The sequence below is a fragment of the Variovorax sp. RCC_210 genome, assembly GCF_041355175.1.
In the GTDB taxonomy this organism is placed as follows: Bacteria; Pseudomonadota; Gammaproteobacteria; order Burkholderiales; family Burkholderiaceae_C; genus Variovorax.
Window position 1 is genome coordinate 92932 of the sequence record NZ_JBFUPJ010000018.1, and the last position, 15555, is coordinate 108486.

At 68.5% G+C, this 15555-nt stretch carries 20 protein-coding genes and 1 pseudogene; 10 read left to right on the top strand and 11 right to left on the bottom strand.

The genetic code is table 11. The features are described from left to right. The 4 genes from AB6807_RS34210 to dapF are packed head-to-tail and all read right to left on the bottom strand — an operon-like array spanning nucleotide 1 to nucleotide 3179. Entirely contained in the window at nucleotides 1-999 is a 999-nt protein-coding gene (locus AB6807_RS34210) for a tyrosine recombinase XerC (protein ID WP_371088026.1), read from the bottom strand. After that, nucleotides 974-1609: a YdcF family protein gene (locus AB6807_RS34215; RefSeq protein WP_371088027.1), complete on the bottom strand. Its 636-nt coding sequence runs from the start codon at nucleotides 1607-1609 to the stop codon at nucleotides 974-976. Before AB6807_RS34215 ends, AB6807_RS34210 begins: the two co-directional genes overlap by 26 nt. Beyond that, nucleotides 1606-2307, bottom strand: coding sequence for a DUF484 family protein (locus tag AB6807_RS34220; protein WP_286517953.1), 702 nt, complete (start codon nucleotides 2305-2307; stop codon nucleotides 1606-1608). Before AB6807_RS34220 ends, AB6807_RS34215 begins: the two co-directional genes overlap by 4 nt. Next, nucleotides 2304-3179, bottom strand: a complete 876-nt coding sequence (gene dapF / locus AB6807_RS34225) for a diaminopimelate epimerase (RefSeq protein WP_371088028.1) — start codon at nucleotides 3177-3179, stop codon at nucleotides 2304-2306. Before dapF ends, AB6807_RS34220 begins: the two co-directional genes overlap by 4 nt. A 74-nt stretch (nucleotides 3180-3253) precedes the next feature. Between dapF and AB6807_RS34230 the strand changes: the two genes are divergently transcribed. Next, the gene (locus AB6807_RS34230; RefSeq protein WP_371088029.1) at nucleotides 3254-4669 is read left to right on the top strand and encodes a HEAT repeat domain-containing protein; all 1416 of its coding nucleotides are present in this window, start codon (nucleotides 3254-3256) and stop codon (nucleotides 4667-4669) included. Between the two features lie 42 nt (nucleotides 4670-4711). Here AB6807_RS34230 and AB6807_RS34235 read toward each other — a convergent pair whose 3' ends face one another. The 4 genes from AB6807_RS34235 to AB6807_RS34250 all read right to left on the bottom strand — a co-directional run bounded on the left by AB6807_RS34235 (nucleotide 4712) and on the right by AB6807_RS34250 (nucleotide 7469). Then, entirely contained in the window at nucleotides 4712-5338 is a 627-nt protein-coding gene (locus AB6807_RS34235) for a 2-hydroxychromene-2-carboxylate isomerase (protein WP_116910584.1), read from the bottom strand. Between the two features lie 188 nt (nucleotides 5339-5526). After that, nucleotides 5527-6255, bottom strand: a complete 729-nt coding sequence (locus tag AB6807_RS34240) for an anti-sigma factor domain-containing protein (RefSeq protein ID WP_286517950.1) — start codon at nucleotides 6253-6255, stop codon at nucleotides 5527-5529. Then, nucleotides 6252-6776: a sigma-70 family RNA polymerase sigma factor gene (locus AB6807_RS34245; RefSeq protein WP_207786733.1), complete on the bottom strand. Its 525-nt coding sequence runs from the start codon at nucleotides 6774-6776 to the stop codon at nucleotides 6252-6254. Before AB6807_RS34245 ends, AB6807_RS34240 begins: the two co-directional genes overlap by 4 nt. 126 nt (nucleotides 6777-6902) lie before the next feature. Beyond that, complete coding sequence (locus AB6807_RS34250) at nucleotides 6903-7469, bottom strand: DUF3455 domain-containing protein (RefSeq protein ID WP_286517948.1); 567 nt, start codon at nucleotides 7467-7469, stop codon at nucleotides 6903-6905. 234 nt (nucleotides 7470-7703) lie between these two features. On the opposite strand from AB6807_RS34250, the gene AB6807_RS34255 reads away from it, so the two are divergent. After that, nucleotides 7704-8093 (top strand): hypothetical protein, encoded by a 390-nt coding sequence (locus tag AB6807_RS34255; RefSeq protein WP_371088030.1) that lies wholly within the window; start codon nucleotides 7704-7706, stop codon nucleotides 8091-8093. Between the two features lie 10 nt (nucleotides 8094-8103). On the opposite strand, the gene AB6807_RS34260 is transcribed toward AB6807_RS34255, so the two are convergent. After that, nucleotides 8104-8520 carry a hypothetical protein gene (locus AB6807_RS34260; RefSeq protein WP_371088031.1) on the bottom strand — a complete coding sequence of 139 codons (417 nt, stop codon included), beginning with the start codon at nucleotides 8518-8520 and terminating at the stop codon, nucleotides 8104-8106. 16 nt (nucleotides 8521-8536) lie between these two features. Here AB6807_RS34260 and AB6807_RS34265 point away from each other — a divergent pair. The 5 genes and pseudogenes from AB6807_RS34265 to AB6807_RS34285 form a co-directional block, all read left to right on the top strand. Continuing rightward, nucleotides 8537-8755 (top strand): annotated as a pseudogene (locus tag AB6807_RS34265) (transposase); the annotation flags it as partial. A gap of 492 nt (nucleotides 8756-9247) precedes the next feature. Beyond that, nucleotides 9248-10456 carry an MFS transporter gene (locus tag AB6807_RS34270; protein ID WP_371088032.1) on the top strand — a complete coding sequence of 403 codons (1209 nt, stop codon included), beginning with the start codon at nucleotides 9248-9250 and terminating at the stop codon, nucleotides 10454-10456. A 54-nt stretch (nucleotides 10457-10510) separates the two neighbouring features. After that, entirely contained in the window at nucleotides 10511-11326 is an 816-nt protein-coding gene (gene dkgB, locus AB6807_RS34275) for a 2,5-didehydrogluconate reductase DkgB (protein ID WP_371088033.1), read from the top strand. Nucleotides 11327-11349: 23 nt separating this feature from the next. After that, nucleotides 11350-11697, top strand: a complete 348-nt coding sequence (locus AB6807_RS34280) for an adenylate cyclase (RefSeq protein ID WP_371088034.1) — start codon at nucleotides 11350-11352, stop codon at nucleotides 11695-11697. A 35-nt stretch (nucleotides 11698-11732) separates the two neighbouring features. Further along, nucleotides 11733-12710, top strand: a complete 978-nt coding sequence (locus AB6807_RS34285; RefSeq protein ID WP_371088095.1) for a TIGR03571 family LLM class oxidoreductase — start codon at nucleotides 11733-11735, stop codon at nucleotides 12708-12710. 28 nt (nucleotides 12711-12738) lie between these two features. On the opposite strand, the gene AB6807_RS34290 is transcribed toward AB6807_RS34285, so the two are convergent. Next, nucleotides 12739-13008: a hypothetical protein gene (locus AB6807_RS34290; RefSeq protein ID WP_116910591.1), complete on the bottom strand. Its 270-nt coding sequence runs from the start codon at nucleotides 13006-13008 to the stop codon at nucleotides 12739-12741. A gap of 533 nt (nucleotides 13009-13541) precedes the next feature. Between AB6807_RS34290 and AB6807_RS34295 the strand changes: the two genes are divergently transcribed. From AB6807_RS34295 to AB6807_RS34305, 3 genes are read left to right on the top strand one after another with little or no spacing between them, the layout of a single operon-like run. Continuing rightward, a complete protein-coding gene (locus AB6807_RS34295) occupies nucleotides 13542-14243 on the top strand; it encodes an alpha/beta hydrolase (protein WP_371088035.1) in 702 nt (233 codons plus the stop codon). Nucleotides 14244-14296: 53 nt separating this feature from the next. After that, nucleotides 14297-14836 (top strand): hypothetical protein, encoded by a 540-nt coding sequence (locus AB6807_RS34300; RefSeq protein ID WP_371088036.1) that lies wholly within the window; start codon nucleotides 14297-14299, stop codon nucleotides 14834-14836. After that, nucleotides 14764-15072, top strand: coding sequence for a hypothetical protein (locus tag AB6807_RS34305; RefSeq protein ID WP_371088037.1), 309 nt, complete (start codon nucleotides 14764-14766; stop codon nucleotides 15070-15072). The genes AB6807_RS34300 and AB6807_RS34305 overlap by 73 nt, the downstream gene beginning before the upstream one ends. Here the strand turns inward: AB6807_RS34305 and AB6807_RS34310 are convergent. Beyond that, nucleotides 15060-15530 (bottom strand): hypothetical protein, encoded by a 471-nt coding sequence (locus tag AB6807_RS34310; protein WP_371088038.1) that lies wholly within the window; start codon nucleotides 15528-15530, stop codon nucleotides 15060-15062. The two genes, AB6807_RS34305 and AB6807_RS34310, sit on opposite strands and share 13 nt — an antisense overlap. Nucleotides 15531-15555 lie beyond the last annotated feature (25 nt).

The following is a 15555-nucleotide window of genomic DNA, read 5'->3' on the forward strand; positions in this document are numbered from 1 at the left end:
TTATTTGTCTTTGTCTTCGCGAGATTTCGCTCTCGGGTGGGCCTGGTCATAGACCTTGGCCAGGTGCTGGAAATCCAGCCGCGTATAGACCTGCGTGGTCGTGATGCTCGCGTGCCCCAGCAGCTCCTGCACCGCGCGCAGGTCGCTGCTCGACTGCAGCACGTGGCTGGCGAACGAATGGCGCAGCATGTGCGGGTGCACCGGCGCGGCCAGCCCCGCCTTCAGGCTGCGCTCGCGCAGCAGCTTCCACACCGCCTGCGACGTCATGCGCACGCCCTTGGCGCTGATGAAAAGCGCGGCCGCCGCCTGCGGGTCGCGCACCTGGGCCACGGTGATGGCGGCGCACTCGCCGCGCACCGCGAGCCAGTCGCGCACCGCTTCGGCCGCCTTGCTGCCCAGCGGCACGATGCGGCGCTTGCTGCCCTTGCCCAGCACGTTGGCCTCGGCCGCGTCCAGGTCGATCCAGCCGCGCGCCGTGCCGCTGGGCTGGGCGTCGAGCCCCGTGAGCTCGCTCACGCGCAGGCCGCAGCCGTACAGCACCTCCACGATGGCGCTGTCGCGCGCCTCGGTCCAGGGGTCGGCCTCGGGGTCGTACAGCTCGGCCAGGCGCACCGCGTCGTCCACGCCCAACGCCTTGGGCAGCGGCCTGCCGGCCTTGGGGGCGTGCACGTCCTGCACCGGGTTGAAGCCGATCAGGCCCTCGTGGCCCAGCCAGCGGTAGAAGCTGCGCCAGCACGACAGCACCAGCGCAATGCCGCGCGGCTCGCGCCCGGCGCTGTGCAGCTGCGCCATCCAGCGGCGAACGTGCGCGGTCTGCACGCGGTCGAGCGACAGCTTCGCCTGCGCGGCGTTGTCGCTCAGCGCCTTCAGGTGAAAGGAGTACAGCTCCAGCGTGCGTGCCGCAAGGCGGCGCTCCACGCGCACATGCGCGAGGTACTTGTCGATCCAGCCCGAATCGGCTGGCGGCGCGGCTTCAGAAGAGGAATCCACGGAAGGCATTGTTCACGATGGCCGCCGGCTCGCGCAATGCGCCCTTCGACAACGGCCCCAGCGCGTTCCAGCACGAAGTGGGGGCGGCCGCGTACTGCACGTCGAAGCTGCGGTCGAAGCCGCTCATCTTCACCAGCCGCTGCACGCGCCACAAATGAAAGGGCTCCGACACGATCACCACGCTGCGCACGCCGGCCACCTGCAGCAGCGGGAGCGACAGCGACAGGTTCTGCCGCGTCGAGGTGGAGGCCGGCTCCTGCAGCATCGGGCCGGCGAAGCCCTCGGCCACGGCGCGCTCCTGCATCACCTTGGCCTCGATGCGGCCGTCTTCCGAATCCACGCCGCCGGTGAAGGCCAGCAGCTTGACGGTGCCGGCATGGGCCAGCGCCACCGCCGTATCGACCCGGCCCGACAGGCACGGGTGCGGCTTGCCGTCCAGGTAGGCGCGGCTGCCCAGCACCAGCGCCGCATCGGCCGGGCGCTGCGGCGGGTTCGCCAGCAGCGCTTCGGCCTGCCACCACACGAAAGCCCCGAGGGCGGCATACGCCAGCACCCCGCCCGTCAGCACGACCGCCAGCAGCACCTGCCAGCGCCGGCGCAACCCGCGCGGACGCTTCAAGGACGCAGCCGCGACAGTCCGCCCGAGGCCAGCTCGGCGATGCGCTCCAGAAAGTCGGTGCCCATCTCGGCGTTGAAGCGCTGCGCGTCGGGCGACGCCAGCACCAGCATGCCGAAGGCCGGCGACTCGGGGTCGGCGCGCAGCGGAATCAGCGCGATCGACATGGCCGACTGCGGCTCGGGCAGCCAGTTGGCCGCCTCGAAGCCCGCGTTGAGGCCGCAATACGGAGAGGTCAGCGAGGTGGCCAGCGCCTTCACGTCGTCGCTCACCCACTGGGCGTAGGCCTCGTTCAGGTATTCGCTGCTGCAGTCCCACACCTTGATGGCCGTTTGCGGCACCAGGAACAGCGACTGCAGGTCGACCGCGATGCGGTACGGCAGGCTGCGCGGGTCGCGCGTGGTCAGCAGGCCCTTGGTCCAGCGCTGCAGGCGGTCGGCGATGACCACGTTCTCGGTGCCGTGGCGCACCATGTCCATCAGGCGGTGTTCCAGCGCCTTGATCTTCTCGCGCAGCATCTCGGCCTGGCGCTCCTGCAGGCTCACGGCGCGGTTGCCGTGCGGGCTGGTGAGCTGCACCTGCGCCAGCAGCTGGGCATGGCGCTCGAAGAAGTCGGGGGTGTTCGCCAGGTAGTTGGCGATGTCGTCCTCGGTGATCGGATTCATGGCGTTGGCGTCGTTGTTGTTGTGGGAGGAAGTCATGTCAGATCGGGAACCTCGATGTCGCCTTCGAAAACCGTCGTGGCCGGCCCGGTCATCAGCACCGGCTGACCCTCGCCCTGCCATTCGATCGTGAGAATGCCGCCGTGCGTCTGCACGTCGACCCTGCGCTCCAGCAGCCCCAGCCGTATGCCCGCCACCACCGCCGCGCAGGCGCCCGTGCCGCAGGCCAGCGTTTCGCCGGCGCCGCGCTCGAACACCCGCAGCCTGATGTGCGTGCGGTCGACCACCTGCATGAAGCCCGCGTTCACCCGCTGCGGAAAGCGCGGGTGGTGCTCGATCTGCGGGCCCTGCTCGGCCACCGGCGCGGTGTCGACGTTGTCCACCACCTGCACCGCGTGCGGGTTGCCCATCGACAGCACCGCCACCGACACGATGGCGCTGCCGGCATGCGTGCCCAGCGCCAGATGCCACTTTTCCCACGCGCCCTCGGGCTGCGGGCTGAGCCCGGCGGGGTCGAAGGGCACGCGCGCGGGCTCGAACACCGGGGCGCCCATGTCGACCGTCACGCGGCCGTCGGCGCCCAGGCGCGGCTCGATCACGCCGGCCAGCGTCTGCACGCGCACCGTGTCCTTGGCCGTGAGCTTGTGTTCGCTGACGAAGCGCATGAAGCAGCGCGCGCCGTTGCCGCACTGCTCCACCTCGCCGCCGTCGGCGTTGTGGATCACGTATTGAAAGTCGATGCCTTCCGCAGGCGATGGCCGCACGGTCAGGATCTGGTCGGCGCCGACGCCGAAATGGCGGTCGGCCAGAAAGCGGTATTGCGCGGCGCTGAGGCCCAGCGTGCCGCGTGTTTCGTCCAGCACGACGAAATCGTTGCCGGCGCCCTGCATCTTGGTAAAGCGGATTCGCATCCCGGGATTATCGCCACCGGCACCGCCCCTTACGATCGCAGGCCCAAATGAAACCACGGGGGAGAGGCCTGCGAATGAACCACTGGAAAGCACTGGAACCGCTGATCGTCGAGGACGCCCTGCGCGCCTTGCGCGCCCTGATGCAGGAAAACCCCGACGAGCGCTTCTACGTGGCCGCCTTCCACGGCGTGTACCGCGAGTGCGACGGCATCATCGCCCTGCCCTCGCTGGGCGCCAACACCGTGTCCGCGCGCGAGGACGAAGCGCGCGCTTCCATCGACTTCTGGGACGCCGACTGGAACCCGGCCGACTGGGCACACGAGCTGGTCGAGTTCGAGAGCGACGCGCTCAAGGAAGCCGCCGACGCGGCCGACCAGGCCGCCCGCCAGGGCTCGCGCGCCGACTGGCTGCAGGCCGAGAAGGACTGCTTCGACATGCTGGTGTCGGCGGCGCACAAGGTGCGCGAGGCGCTCGGCGATTCAGTCAGCGATTCGCTCCAGCTCACGCCCGACTTCGTCATGTTCGTGAACGACGAGGAATACGCCACCGCCCTGGCCCGCCGCTGCCTCGGCGACGCCACCTTCGAGCGCCTGTTCGAAAAAGACGCCCGCGACGACCGCGAACGCACCCGCGTGGCCGCGCTGCCCGTGGCCGAGCGCGTCGAGTTCCTGGTCACCTGCCTGGACCGCCCGAACGGCTCCATCGGCGCCGAGGAGGCCTGCGACCAGCTCTGCGCCATTGGCGCGCCGGCCGTGCCCGCGCTGCTCGCGCGCCTGGAAAACGGCAAGCGCAAGAGCCCCCGCGGCTGGCACGCCGCCCTGATGCTCGGGCGCATCGGCGTGGCCACGCCCGAGGTGCTGGACGCGCTGAAGACGCAAATGGCGGCCTCCCGCGACGAACCCGGACGCGCCTGGGCCGCGCGGGCGCTGGCCTACCTGGGCCAGAGCGACTGGTTGCTGGCGCAGCTGAAACAGGTGATGCAAGAGCCTCAAGACGGCGACAACCTGCCCGACGCCGCCAGGATGGCCATCGAAGGCCTGTGCGCGCCCTGCTCGTCGTTTCGCGACCCGACGCCGCTGCCGCTGGACTACCGCCCGTTGGAGGCGTTGCTCGCGGCGCCGCCGGCCACCGTCGCCCTTGTGCGCGAGATCCTGCGGCCCGGCAGCAGCTACTGCGAACTGCGCCCGGGCGAGGTCGACGAGGCGCTGCGCGGCCTGGCTTCGCCGCACGCCTTCATTCGCCTGCACGCGGCCAGCCTGTGCGGGGACCGCGGGCTGGGCAGCGCCATCGGCCAGCGCGTGCTGCCCGTGCTGGCCGAACGCGCCGCGCAAGACGACGACGCCGACGTGCGATGGACGGCCGTCACGGGCATCGGCGACTGGAAAGTCGAAGGGAAACCCTGGCACGCCGCGCTCGAAGAGGCCGCGCGGAACGACGCCAGCGAGCGCGTGCGCACCGCCGCGCAGTCGGTGCTCGACGGCGACGATTGAAGTTCAGGTTTGAAATTCAGGCTTGAGATTCAGGCCTGAGGTTCAGCCCGCGCGCAGCTTGTCCAGCGCCCGGTCCAGGAAGCCCAGCCGGTCTTGCCCCCAGAAGCGCTCGCCGTTCAGCAGGAACGTGGGCGAGCCGAAAACGCCCGCCTCCACCGCCTCGGCGCTGTTCACGCGGTACGCCGCCAGCACCTCGGCCGACTGCTCCATCGCCTGCAGCGAGGCGCCGTCGTAGCCGTTCTCGATGGCCACGGCAATGCGCACGTCGGCCTGCGCGGTGTCGCGCTCTTCCGCCCACAGCGCGCGCAGCAGTGCATGCGACAGCGGCTGCGCGTCGAGCCCGCGCAGCTGCGCGGCGATCACCATCCAGCCCGGGTACTTGTTCCAGTTCGGGTCGGCGGGCGCGCCCTTGGGGTAGTGCGCGGGCGCCAGGTTCATCGGCATGCCGAGGTACTCGCTCCAGCGCGCCAGCTCCAGCGCGTGGTACGTGCGGCGCGGCTCGGGGCGCGTCTTCAGCGGAATGCCGCCGGTCTGCGGCACCACCGACTGGAAGTCGTATGGCTTGAGCACGAGCCGCACATGGTGGCGGCGCACGATGTCCTGCAGCCGCGGGCCGCCGAGGTAGGCCCAGGGGGAGGAGAGGCTGTAGTAGCAGTCGAGGGCGATCATGGGCGGATTATTTGCGGCGCTCACGCGCCTGCCATGTCAGCCGCGAGCCCAAGTTTTGCTCCCTCCCCTCCCGGGGGAGGGCGGGGGTGGGGGCACCCGGCGCATCCACGGGGCGCCGTGCCTGCCCCCATCCCGGCCTTCCCCCAGAGGGGGAAGGAGCGATGCAATGCAACGCAAACGCGCGTCTGCTACAGCACTTTCACCGCACGCCCGATGAACTGGATCGGCCCGGTCGGCCGGTCGATCGGCGAGCCGTTCTCGGGCTCCAGCGTCAGTTCGAACAGCTGGTTGGGTTCCAGCGGCGGCAGCTTGTCGATGGGAATGCGCAGCGACTGGCCCTGCTTGACCAGGCCCAGCGACACCGGGCCGCGCCACTGGTCGGCCTTGGTCCAGAACTGCAGCGTCTTCTGCGGCGGCACCTCGAAGGTGCCCAGCGGCACCAGGCTCAGCTGGCGCGACGCGCTGGTCTGTATCACCCAGCCAGGCGCCTTGTCCTGCGGCGCGACCAGCACCACCATGTACTGCGGCGTGGGCAGCGGCCGCGTGACCATCACCGCCACCATCAGCGCGGCGGCGGCGAAACCGCCGGCGGCCAGGCCGCGCCACAGGTTCAGGTTGTTCCACCAATTGGAGAACGCCGACGTGCCCGCAGGCCGCGTCCTGGCACCGAGCACCGGCCCCAGGCTTCGCTCGATGCGCGACCACAGCGCGGGCGACGGCTCGGCCGGCGGCGCGAGCGTGGTCAGCGGCAGCAGGCGCGCTTCCCAGGCCTGCACGGCGTCGCGCAGCGCGGGTTCGTCGCGCATGCGCGCGTCCACCGACGCACGGGCCGCGGCCGACAACGTGCCCAGCACGTACTCGCCCGCCAGCGCGTCGATGTCTTCGAAATTGTTGCTGTTGCCCGGGGTCGTGCTCATGCCATGCACTCCCTCAGCGCGCGCATGCCGCGCTGTATCCAGGACTTGACCGTGCCCAGCGGCGTCTGCAGCCGCTCGGCAATCTCGCCGTGCGAGCAGCCTTCCACGTACGCATACAGGATGCAGTCGCGCCGCGCCGGCTCCAGGCCGCCCAGGCAGCCTTCGAGCTTGCCCAGGTCGGCGCGCAGCTCGAACGGGTCGGCCGACGAGGCATAGGCCGCCATCGCGGCCTGGTCGTCGATGGCTTCCACCGCTTCTTCGCTCACATGCACCTGACGCGCGCCGCTGCGCACCATGTTCAGCGCGGCGTTGCGCACCACGCTGTAGATCCAGCCGCGGCCTTCGCCGCGCGCGGGGTTGAAGGTTTCCGCGCGCTGCCAGATGCTGATGAAGGCGTCGTGCAGCACGTCTTCAGCCTGCTGGCGCTGGCGCACGATGCGCAGGGCCACCCCCATCAGGTAGCGGCTCTCGCGCTGGTAGAGCTGCTGGAGGGCCTGGCGGTCGCCGCGGGCGCAGGCCATGAGTGCGGCGTCGTAGTCGAAGGGGTCTGCGGCGGGCAAGGTGGTGAGCGTCGGCGGGTTGCGGGGATCGGGCAAGGGCCCGATGGTAGTCGCAGCCCCCGCCCTCGCCCCGCATTCACCCCCCGATCAGGACGCCTTCCAGAAGATGTAGTCGGCCTGGTACTGCACCACTTGCTTCTGGCCCTTGGTGGCCGGCGTGCAGGGCATGGCCGCCGGTGCCACGCCGCCTTGCAGGGCCACGCGCTGGATGTAGGTCACGCCGGTCATCGCGCCCGAGCCGGTGGCGGGGTTGGCCTTGACGAGCTGGAACGGCAGGCTCGTGGGGCCCGACGGTGCGACGGCCAGTTGCGTGGCGGTCAGCTTGGAGCCGTCGTTCGATTCCCAGGTGGCCGGCGGGCCGTAGTACTTGCCGACCTGCTTGCCGCTGCGGTCCCACAGCTTGGCGTCGGGGCCGACGAACACCCACTCGGTCTGGCCGGGGGCGTTGGCCTTGTCGCGGCATTCGTAGGTGATGTCGCCCTTGCCCACGGTTTCCATGGCGACCTTGTTGCCGGCCGGCACCTGGATGGTCGGCGGCAGGCTCGACTGGTTGAACGCGGGTGCCATCGACATCGAGCCGCAGGCGGTGAGGAAGGCGGCGGCGGAAACGGCGCCGAGCACGGCGACGGAACGGGTGGTACGGGAGGTGTGCATGGAAGTTCTCCTGGGGTGGTAGAGGGTCAGCAGCTCCTCGCTGCTGTAGGGTCTACACGTCGGGGGCGGGTTTGGATGCAGGCAGTTTTGAAAAATTTCTGCTGCTGGTGGTTGCGGGGCTTTTTCCAGGCGGCTGGTGTGCGGCTGATGCGTGGCACGGCCCCAGAATCCGGGCCTGCGCCGCAACAACACGCCCACGAAAGCCCCCCGCCCATGAAGCCACGATACAGCTCGATGCTCATCGCGCTCAGCACTATCTTCCTTGCGACAGCGCCCGCCTGGGCCGATGGCACCGTCAGCTTCGAGTCGGACATTCGGCCGCTGCTCAAGGCCAGGCCGGCGTTCGAGAAGTTCGTGCTCGGCACGCTGAAGATCGACGACGCCGGCTCAGGCGTGCGCATCTCCGATGCGGCGATGCCGCACCTGGGCGGCGCGCGCATGGGGCCCTACGAGTTCCGGGCGGTGTGGCACGGCGACAGCGGCGATGTGCCGGTGACCCTCATCGTCGACACCGACACCAAGTTCCTCGACAAGGCCGGGCGGGAGATCACCACCGCCTCGCTGAAACAGGCGGTGAAGCTGACGGAGACGTTCAGCGCGATCGAGATTGCGCCGGCGCGCTGAACCGCGGCAATTACCCCTTCCCCCGGATCACCTGCGCCAACAACGTCAGCACCGCAAACCCCAGCATCACCCCCACGCCCGGATACAGCATCGCCAGCGCCGTGCCCGGCCCGATCGCCGCCGTCAGCACCGCCAGCCCGCGGGCGCCGCCCACCTGCAGCGAGCTGTTCAGCAGCCCGGCGGCCAGCCCTTGCTCTTCATCGGCGACGCCCGTGGTGCCGGCCACCATCAGCGCGGAGATGCTCAGCGCAAAGCCCGCGCCCCACAGCACCGAGGCCGGCAGCAGCACGCCCCACAAATCGGGCTCGGGGCCGATGCCGAACATCAGCAGGTAGCACGGCACGAAGGCCGACAGCCCCGCCGGCAGCAGCACCAGCGCCATTTGCCACGGCGCCCAGCCCTGGATGTTCTGCAGGTACAGCGCCACCAGAAACTGGAAGGTTGCTGGAGTGCCCGATGAGGGCCAGCGGCTACGCAACCGCAACAAGTCCAAGGTGCGCGCGCAGGTCGAGCACGTGTTCGGTGTCGTCAAGAGACTGTGGGGCTTCAGCAAGGTCCGATACCGTGGACTTCACAAGAACGCGACCAGGGCATTCACGGCCCTTGCGCTGGCCAACATCTACAAGAGCCGAGGGCTGCTGTTGGTGCGAGTGCGCCCGTAAAACGCAGAAGGCCGCCGAAAGCAGCGCGCCGATGCACAGACACGGCAAAAACCGCCATCCCTGAGTGCCGATCAGCGCAATCCAAAGCGTGCAGCATGCTCGATGCAGAAAAAGGGGGCTACTTCAGCGTAGCCCTAAAGCGCAGGCAAGCTGGCTAAAGCAGTTGTTATCGCAGAGCACTGGAAGAAAATTTGAGACACGCCCAGTCATCGTTTTTCCGGGTTGGTTTGTGGCTAACTCGGGCGGCTTTCGCGATCTATGGGTCTTAGAGCCCAAAGCCTTGCCGTCATTCCTTCAGAACGAGCCCGCCCGCCTCTCTGCCGATGAGATCAATCTCGCGAGCTTTCATCTTTCCAGATTGATTCGAGCCACTGAACGAGAACGCAATCCAAGCTGATTGTTGATCTATCCGCAACTATCTTCTGCCCCATCCCCCCTTAATCCGCAAAGGTATCCGCAAGACACTCCTCCCATCCCAAGAAGGAGTGCCCCATGCCAATCGCCCTACTCGCGCTGACCCTCAGCGCCTTCGCCATCGGGACGACCGAGTTCGTCATCGTTGGCCTCATTCCCACCGTCGCTGCCGACCTCGGCATCGGCCTTCCCTCGGCCGGCCTGCTGGTCAGCCTCTACGCGCTGGGCGTCGCCATTGGCGCGCCGGTGCTCGCCGCCCTCACGGGCAAGCTGCCGCGCAAGGCGCTGCTGCTCGGGCTCATGGCGCTGTTCACGGTCGGCAACCTGCTGGCGTGGAAGGCGCCCAGCTATGAATCGCTGATTGCCGCCCGCGTGCTCACGGGCCTGGCGCACGGCGTGTTCTTCTCCATCGGCTCCACCATCGCCACGGGCCTGGTGCCCAAGGAAAAGGCGGCGAGCGCCATCGCGGTGATGTTCACGGGCCTCACGGTCGCGCTGGTCACGGGCGTGCCGCTGGGCACGTTCATCGGGCAGCACTTCGGCTGGCGCGAAACCTTCCTGGCCGTGTCGGCGCTGGGTGTTGTCGCGTTCATCGGCAGCTGGATCTTCGTGCCCTCCAACATCCGCCACACGCCGCCCGCCTCGCTGGCGCAGCAAGCCAAGGTGCTGGCGGAGCCGCGCTTGCTGCTGGTGTATGCCAAGACGGCCATCGGCTACGGCGGCTCGTTCATTCCGTTCACGTTCCTGGCGCCCATCCTCACCGACGTGTCGGGCTTCAGCGCGGGCGCGGTGGGCTGGGTGATGCTGGTGTACGGCGTGTCGGTGGCGGTGGGCAACATCTGGGGCGGCAAGCTGGCCGACCGGCTGGGCCCCATTCCGGCGCTGAAGATCATCTTCGCGCTGCTGGCCGCGGTGCTGCTGGTCTTCAACTTCGCGGCGCCGCACAAGTGGCTGGCGCTGCTGGCGGTGATGATGTGGGGCGCGGTGGCCTTCGGCAACGTGCCGGGCCTGCAGGTGTACGTGGTGAAGCAGGCCGAGCGCTTCACGCCGCAGGCGGTGGACGTGGCCTCGGGCCTGAACATCGCCGCCTTCAACCTGGGCATTGCCGGCGCGGCCTGGGCCGGCGGCCTCATCGTGACGCACCTGGGCCTGATGCACACGCCCTGGATCGGCGCGCTGGTGGTGCTGGTGTCGCTGGCGCTCACGCAATGGAGCGGCTCGCTCGACCGCCGTGCCGGCATTCCGGTGCGGGCCGCAGGGCCAGGGCCGGTGCCGGTCGGGCACTGAGCCACTTCGTTTCTCTCTACCTCATTCTTTTCTTTCAACGCACAAGGACAACACATGAACACGAACAACCCCATTCCCGCCTTCGGCCTCGGCACCTTCCGCCTGAAGGGCCAGGTGGTCATCGACTCGGTGAAGAACGGCCTCGACGTGGGCTACCGCGTGATCGACACGGCGCAGATCTACGGCAACGAAGCCGAGGTGGGCCAGGCCATTGCCGAAAGCGGCGTGGCCCGCAAAGACCTGTTCATCACCACCAAGATCTGGACCGACAACTACGCCGCCGCCAAGCTGGTGCCCAGCCTGAAAGACAGCCTGGCCAAGCTGCGCACAACCCAAGTGGACCTGACGCTGATCCACTGGCCCTCGCCCGGCAACGCGGTGCCGGTGGCCGAGTTCATGGGCGCGCTGGCCGAGGCCAAGGCGCAGGGGCTCACGAAGCACATCGGCGTGTCCAACTTCAACATCGCGCTCATGAAGGAAGCCATCGCGGCGGTGGGCGCGCAGAACATCGCCACCAACCAGGTCGAGCTGCACCCCTACCTGCAGAACCGCAAGGTGGCGGAGTTCGCAAAGAGCCAGGGCATCCACATCACCTCGTACATGACGCTGGCCTACGGCAAGGTGCTGAACGACCCGGTGGTCGAGGCCATTGCCAAGGCGCACGGCGCCACCGCGGCGCAGGTGGTGCTGGCGTGGGCCATGCAGCTGGGCTACGCGGTGATTCCGTCGTCCACCAAGCGCGCGAACCTCGAAGGCAACCTGAAGGCGCAACAGCTGAAGCTGACCGACGCCGACATGGCGCAGATGGCCGCGCTGGACCGCAACGAGCGCCTGACCGACCCGGCCGGCCTGTCGCCGGCGTGGGACTGAGCGGCAACGCCATGAGCAACGACATGGGAACCGCTTTGCCCTCCCTGCCCACCTTGCCGTTCGCTGGTCGCACCTTCGAAGTGCGCTACGGCGACACGATGACGGCGCTGAACATCTACGCCGCCGACGGCCACACGATGCGCTACGAGGTCACGGCCGGCCCTTTCACCGGCGCGACCGCCGAGGTGCGCTACCAAAGCGAGCAGCTTGCGCCCGGGCTCTACGCGCTGTCGTGGCAAGAGGCCGACAAGGGCACGGTGGTGCACGTGGACGACTTCGAGGCCGGGCAATCGCGCTCGTACTACACCACGGCCGCGCATGAGTTCGTGCGCATGGCGGGCACGCTGCGCGAAGTGAAGGCAACGGCGTGATGAACAGCCCGATGAGCAGCGTGATGAGCAGCCCGATGCACGGCGCGCTGCAATCGCTGGTGGCGTCGAACGGCGCGGGCCCGAGCATCGGGCTGGAGCTGCCGCTGGACAACGACTGGTCACCAGCACGCGACGCGGCCCGCCGCGCCGAGGGCGATGCGGGCAGGCCCTTCGGCGTGTCCGACCTTGCGCAGCACGCGCGGCTCGCGAAGCTGGCCGACCGGCTGGGCTTTCGTGCGCTGTGGGCGCGCGACGTGCCGCTGTACGACCCGTCGTTCGGCGACGCGGCGCAGGTGTTCGAGGTGTTCACCTACCTGGGCTACCTGGCGGGCGTTACGGAGCGCATCTTGCTGGGCACCGCCGCGGTGGTGCTGCCGCTGCGCGAGCCGATGCTCACGCTGAAGTCGGCCGCCACGGTCGACCAGCTGAGCAACGGTCGCCTGCTGCTGGGCGTGGCCAGTGGCGACCGGCCGGTGGAGTACCCGATTTTCGAGCGCGACTTTGCCTCGCGCGGCGAGCGCTTCAGGGAACAGGTGGCGATGGTGCGTAGCTGGGCTTCGGGCAGCCTGCCCGCTGGCATCGAACTCCTGCCGCGCCCTGCACAGCCGTTGCCCTTGCTGGTGGCGGGCCTCGCGCAGCAAACGCCGGAGTGGATCGGCGCGCACATGGACGGCTGCCTCGCCTATCCCGGCACGCCGGAAGACCACGCGCGGCGTTCGGCGCAGTGGCGCGCCGTGACAGCGCCCCTCAGCGAAGGGGTGCCAAAGCCGTACATCAGCTTCATTCACCTCGACCTGGCCGACGACGCCCACGCGCCGCTGGAGCGCTACCGCTTCGGCGGGCGCATGGGCCGGCACGCGCTGGTGCACGAACTGGCTGCGCTGCATGCGGCAGGCGTGCAGCACGTGGCGCTGCACCTGCGGCGCAACCAGCGACCGGTGGACGAGACGATGCAGGAAATCGGGGAATTCGTGCTGCCGGTGTTTCACACGGCGCAGGCTGTGACTGCCTGAACGGCTGACTGAGGCAGAAGAGCCGACGTCAGCAAGCCGATTCCGGCATCTCCACCCCCTGCACGACGAAGAAGCGCTGCATGCCGTCCAGCGTGTCGAAGAAGCCCTTCTTCGATCTTCGCAACGGCGTGCCGTCGCTCAGTCTGTAGCTGATCGCGCCCCTCACGGCCGGGTATCGCTTGGAAATGCTCACGCGGTACAGGCACTCCGTGTACTCGAGCACGGTGGCAGTCTTGTCGAGCGCATCGACGACCTCGAAGCGCCCGGTTTCCTGCAGCACGGATTCATAGGTGGACATGGGTGTTTTGTCGCTCTGACGCAAAACACGTGAACCGTCGAAAGCGCACTGCTGGAGTAGGACGGCGCCCCGCACGCATTCGCAACCACCAGCGCGCCGCGCAGCGCTGACACGAGTGTTTCAGTTCAGAAACTCCCCAGTTATCACCGTTGTGAAACAGGTGCCGTGCCATCCTCGCGCCGAGTTGCATCGGGGATCGCCATGCGCGCCATTTCGTGTCGATTGCACGTCGATTGCGCGTCATCAAGCGATGCCCTCGCAAAGTTCTTTCAGTCTTCTTCCGTCTTTCTTCCAACCATGACAGCCGAGGAGTTGCTATGCAGCTGGGACGAGTGATGCGCCGGATGGTGTCTGCCTTCGGGTGGGCGTTTGCGTTGGCCGTGGTCAGTTGCGGCGGCGGAGGCGGGGGTGGCGGTGGGGCCGCGTTGCCGGTGCTCCCTGTTGCGCCCGCCACCCCTGCGGCCCAGCCCGCGGCGCCACCGGCAGAGCCTGTCGCGGAGCCCGCGCAACCTTCGACGGCCCCGGGGCGCGTGGTGTCCGACACCATCACCTCGGCCAAGACGGGGGCGACGTATCCGCTGCAGATCTACCTGCCGGCCTCCTACGACACGGGCAGCACCGCGTACCCGGTGATCTACGCGATGGACGGCGACGCCATCTTCAACCCGCCCGGCACGCGCTTCGACAACTTCAGGCAAACGCTGGACACGCGCCACACGCAGGCGGTGATGGTCGGCATCGGCGGCACCTCGCGCCGCGAGACCGACTACCTGCTGCCCGGCGCGCGGTCGTACCACGACTTTCTGACGCAGGAGCTGGTGCCCTTCATCGAGGCCAAGTACCGCGCCGACACAAAGAAGCGCATGCTCACCGGCCTCTCGCTGAGCGGCAGCATGGCGGGTGTCGCGCTGCTGCTGGAGGGCGCGAGCGGCACGCTGACCTTCTCGTACTTTCTGTCGTTCGAAGGCTCCTTCGATTCGCAGACCGACCAGAACAACGACCTGGAGCAGAAGATGTTCGACGCGCTGGCCGGCAAGCCGCTGCCCGCCACGCTGATGCTCACGCGCTGCGACAACCCGCGCGAGTGCAACTTCGGCAACGTCGACGACATGTACAAGCGGCTGCTGGCGCGGGCGTACCCGCAGTTCGTGGTCACGGAAACCACGTACAGCACCATTCACGTGGCGACCGACATTCCCTCGTTCAACGACGCGGTCGCCAAGCTGCTGCCGTAGCGCTTGGCCTACCCTGGCATGCATGGCGGTGTGCGAGCATCGCGCGCATGCACATGCAATTTCAAGGGAACACGTCGAACGCCAACCCCTCGCAGGGGCTGTGCGACGAATACCGGTTGAGCTACATCGCCAGCCTGGCCGAGCTGGCCGAGGCCCATCGGCAGATTGCCGCGGACCACCCCGGCTGCACGCCGCTGTTCTCGCTCGACGACTTCGGCCAGGCGCGCTACACCTCGGGGCACGCGCGCATGAACCTGGAACTGGACGACGTGAGCGGGCTCGACACCTCAGGCCTGCCCGCCGAATGCTTCGAAGACGGCAAGTACCTGGGCCACCTGAACACCAAGGCCGAGTTCGCCATTTGCCTGCACAACTTTCGCAAGCACACGGCGGCGGTGTCGTTCGAAGACGCGTGCGCGCACGGGCTCACGCTGGACGACGAGGCGCTGGAGGAATGGACGGGCTACCAGCGCGACCCGCTGTCGCTGCTCGACCAGCCGGTGTCCGCCTGGTGGTGCCGGTGCAGCCCGCGCATGAAGCGCTCGCGGCGTTTCCCAACGGCTACTTCACCTGCGACCTGGGGCCGGCGCTGAACTTCGCGGTGGCGCGCCACCTGCACGGCGCGCACGGCTACGCGCTGGTGGGCGTGGGAGCGTCTTACCTTGGTTACCTGCGTGCAACGCCGCCGGATGCGACGCAGGCCAAGGCGATTGCGGCGGACCTGTGCGCGCTCTACAACGCGGGGGACGAAGACCGCGACGCGCTGGCCGAGACTTTTGCGCAGGGCATCGCGGGCCGCACGCACCTGTGGGTGCGCTACGTGGAGTAAGGCTGTAAAGCGATGAGGCTGCAGGGGCGCTGAAAGCTTCGGCTGACGGCGGTGGGGTCTTCGGCTTCCTGGTCAACGACAGCAGCAACCGGAACCGGAACCGCAACGACAGCAACGGCGGCGTCCACCGCGCGCGGCGCCAGCACGTCGAACGCCGGGCATGCCCTGCGCAACGCGGCGGCCACCAGCTCGGGCGACTGGTGCAGCTCGGCGATGTCGCGCTCGCCCACGCAGTGGCCGTCGAGCCGAACATAGATGCGCTTGAAGTCGCCGCCCAGGGCCTTGGCCACGTCGCTGAGGCATTCGGCCAGGCTGGCGACGCCGCAGTCCTGGTAGGAGCTGGGCGGTATCACGCCCTTGGAGCGGGGGGCGCGCACGGAGTACGCAAAAGACGCCCCTTCTTCCCGGAGCTCCACGACGGGCTGCAGGCGGCGTTGAGCTTCCCCGGTGCTTTGCATGGCCGCAGTTTAAGTGCGGCGCGCC

Bases quoted from the DNA above. Each gene is read 5' to 3' on its own strand.
- dapF (WP_371088028.1), bottom strand. From the start codon at position 3,179: ATGCGAATCCGCTTTACCAAGATGCAGGGCGCCGGCAACGATTTCGTC.
- AB6807_RS34250 (WP_286517948.1), bottom strand. From the start codon at position 7,469: ATGCACACCTCCCGTACCACCCGTTCCGTCGCCGTGCTCGGCGCCGTT.
- AB6807_RS34230 (WP_371088029.1), top strand. From the start codon at position 3,254: ATGAACCACTGGAAAGCACTGGAACCGCTGATCGTCGAGGACGCCCTG.
- AB6807_RS34310 (WP_371088038.1), bottom strand. From the start codon at position 15,530: ATGCAAAGCACCGGGGAAGCTCAACGCCGCCTGCAGCCCGTCGTGGAG.
- AB6807_RS34280 (WP_371088034.1), top strand. From the start codon at position 11,350: ATGGGAACCGCTTTGCCCTCCCTGCCCACCTTGCCGTTCGCTGGTCGC.
- AB6807_RS34220 (WP_286517953.1), bottom strand. From the start codon at position 2,307: ATGACTTCCTCCCACAACAACAACGACGCCAACGCCATGAATCCGATC.
- AB6807_RS34245 (WP_207786733.1), bottom strand. From the start codon at position 6,776: ATGGCCTGCGCCCGCGGCGACCGCCAGGCCCTCCAGCAGCTCTACCAG.
- AB6807_RS34285 (WP_371088095.1), top strand. From the start codon at position 11,733: ATGCACGGCGCGCTGCAATCGCTGGTGGCGTCGAACGGCGCGGGCCCG.
- AB6807_RS34270 (WP_371088032.1), top strand. From the start codon at position 9,248: ATGCCAATCGCCCTACTCGCGCTGACCCTCAGCGCCTTCGCCATCGGG.
- AB6807_RS34290 (WP_116910591.1), bottom strand. From the start codon at position 13,008: ATGTCCACCTATGAATCCGTGCTGCAGGAAACCGGGCGCTTCGAGGTC.
- dkgB (WP_371088033.1), top strand. From the start codon at position 10,511: ATGAACACGAACAACCCCATTCCCGCCTTCGGCCTCGGCACCTTCCGC.
- AB6807_RS34235 (WP_116910584.1), bottom strand. From the start codon at position 5,338: ATGATCGCCCTCGACTGCTACTACAGCCTCTCCTCCCCCTGGGCCTAC.
- AB6807_RS34300 (WP_371088036.1), top strand. From the start codon at position 14,297: ATGCAATTTCAAGGGAACACGTCGAACGCCAACCCCTCGCAGGGGCTG.
- AB6807_RS34210 (WP_371088026.1), bottom strand. From the start codon at position 999: ATGCCTTCCGTGGATTCCTCTTCTGAAGCCGCGCCGCCAGCCGATTCG.
- AB6807_RS34255 (WP_371088030.1), top strand. From the start codon at position 7,704: ATGCTCATCGCGCTCAGCACTATCTTCCTTGCGACAGCGCCCGCCTGG.
- AB6807_RS34240 (WP_286517950.1), bottom strand. From the start codon at position 6,255: ATGAGCACGACCCCGGGCAACAGCAACAATTTCGAAGACATCGACGCG.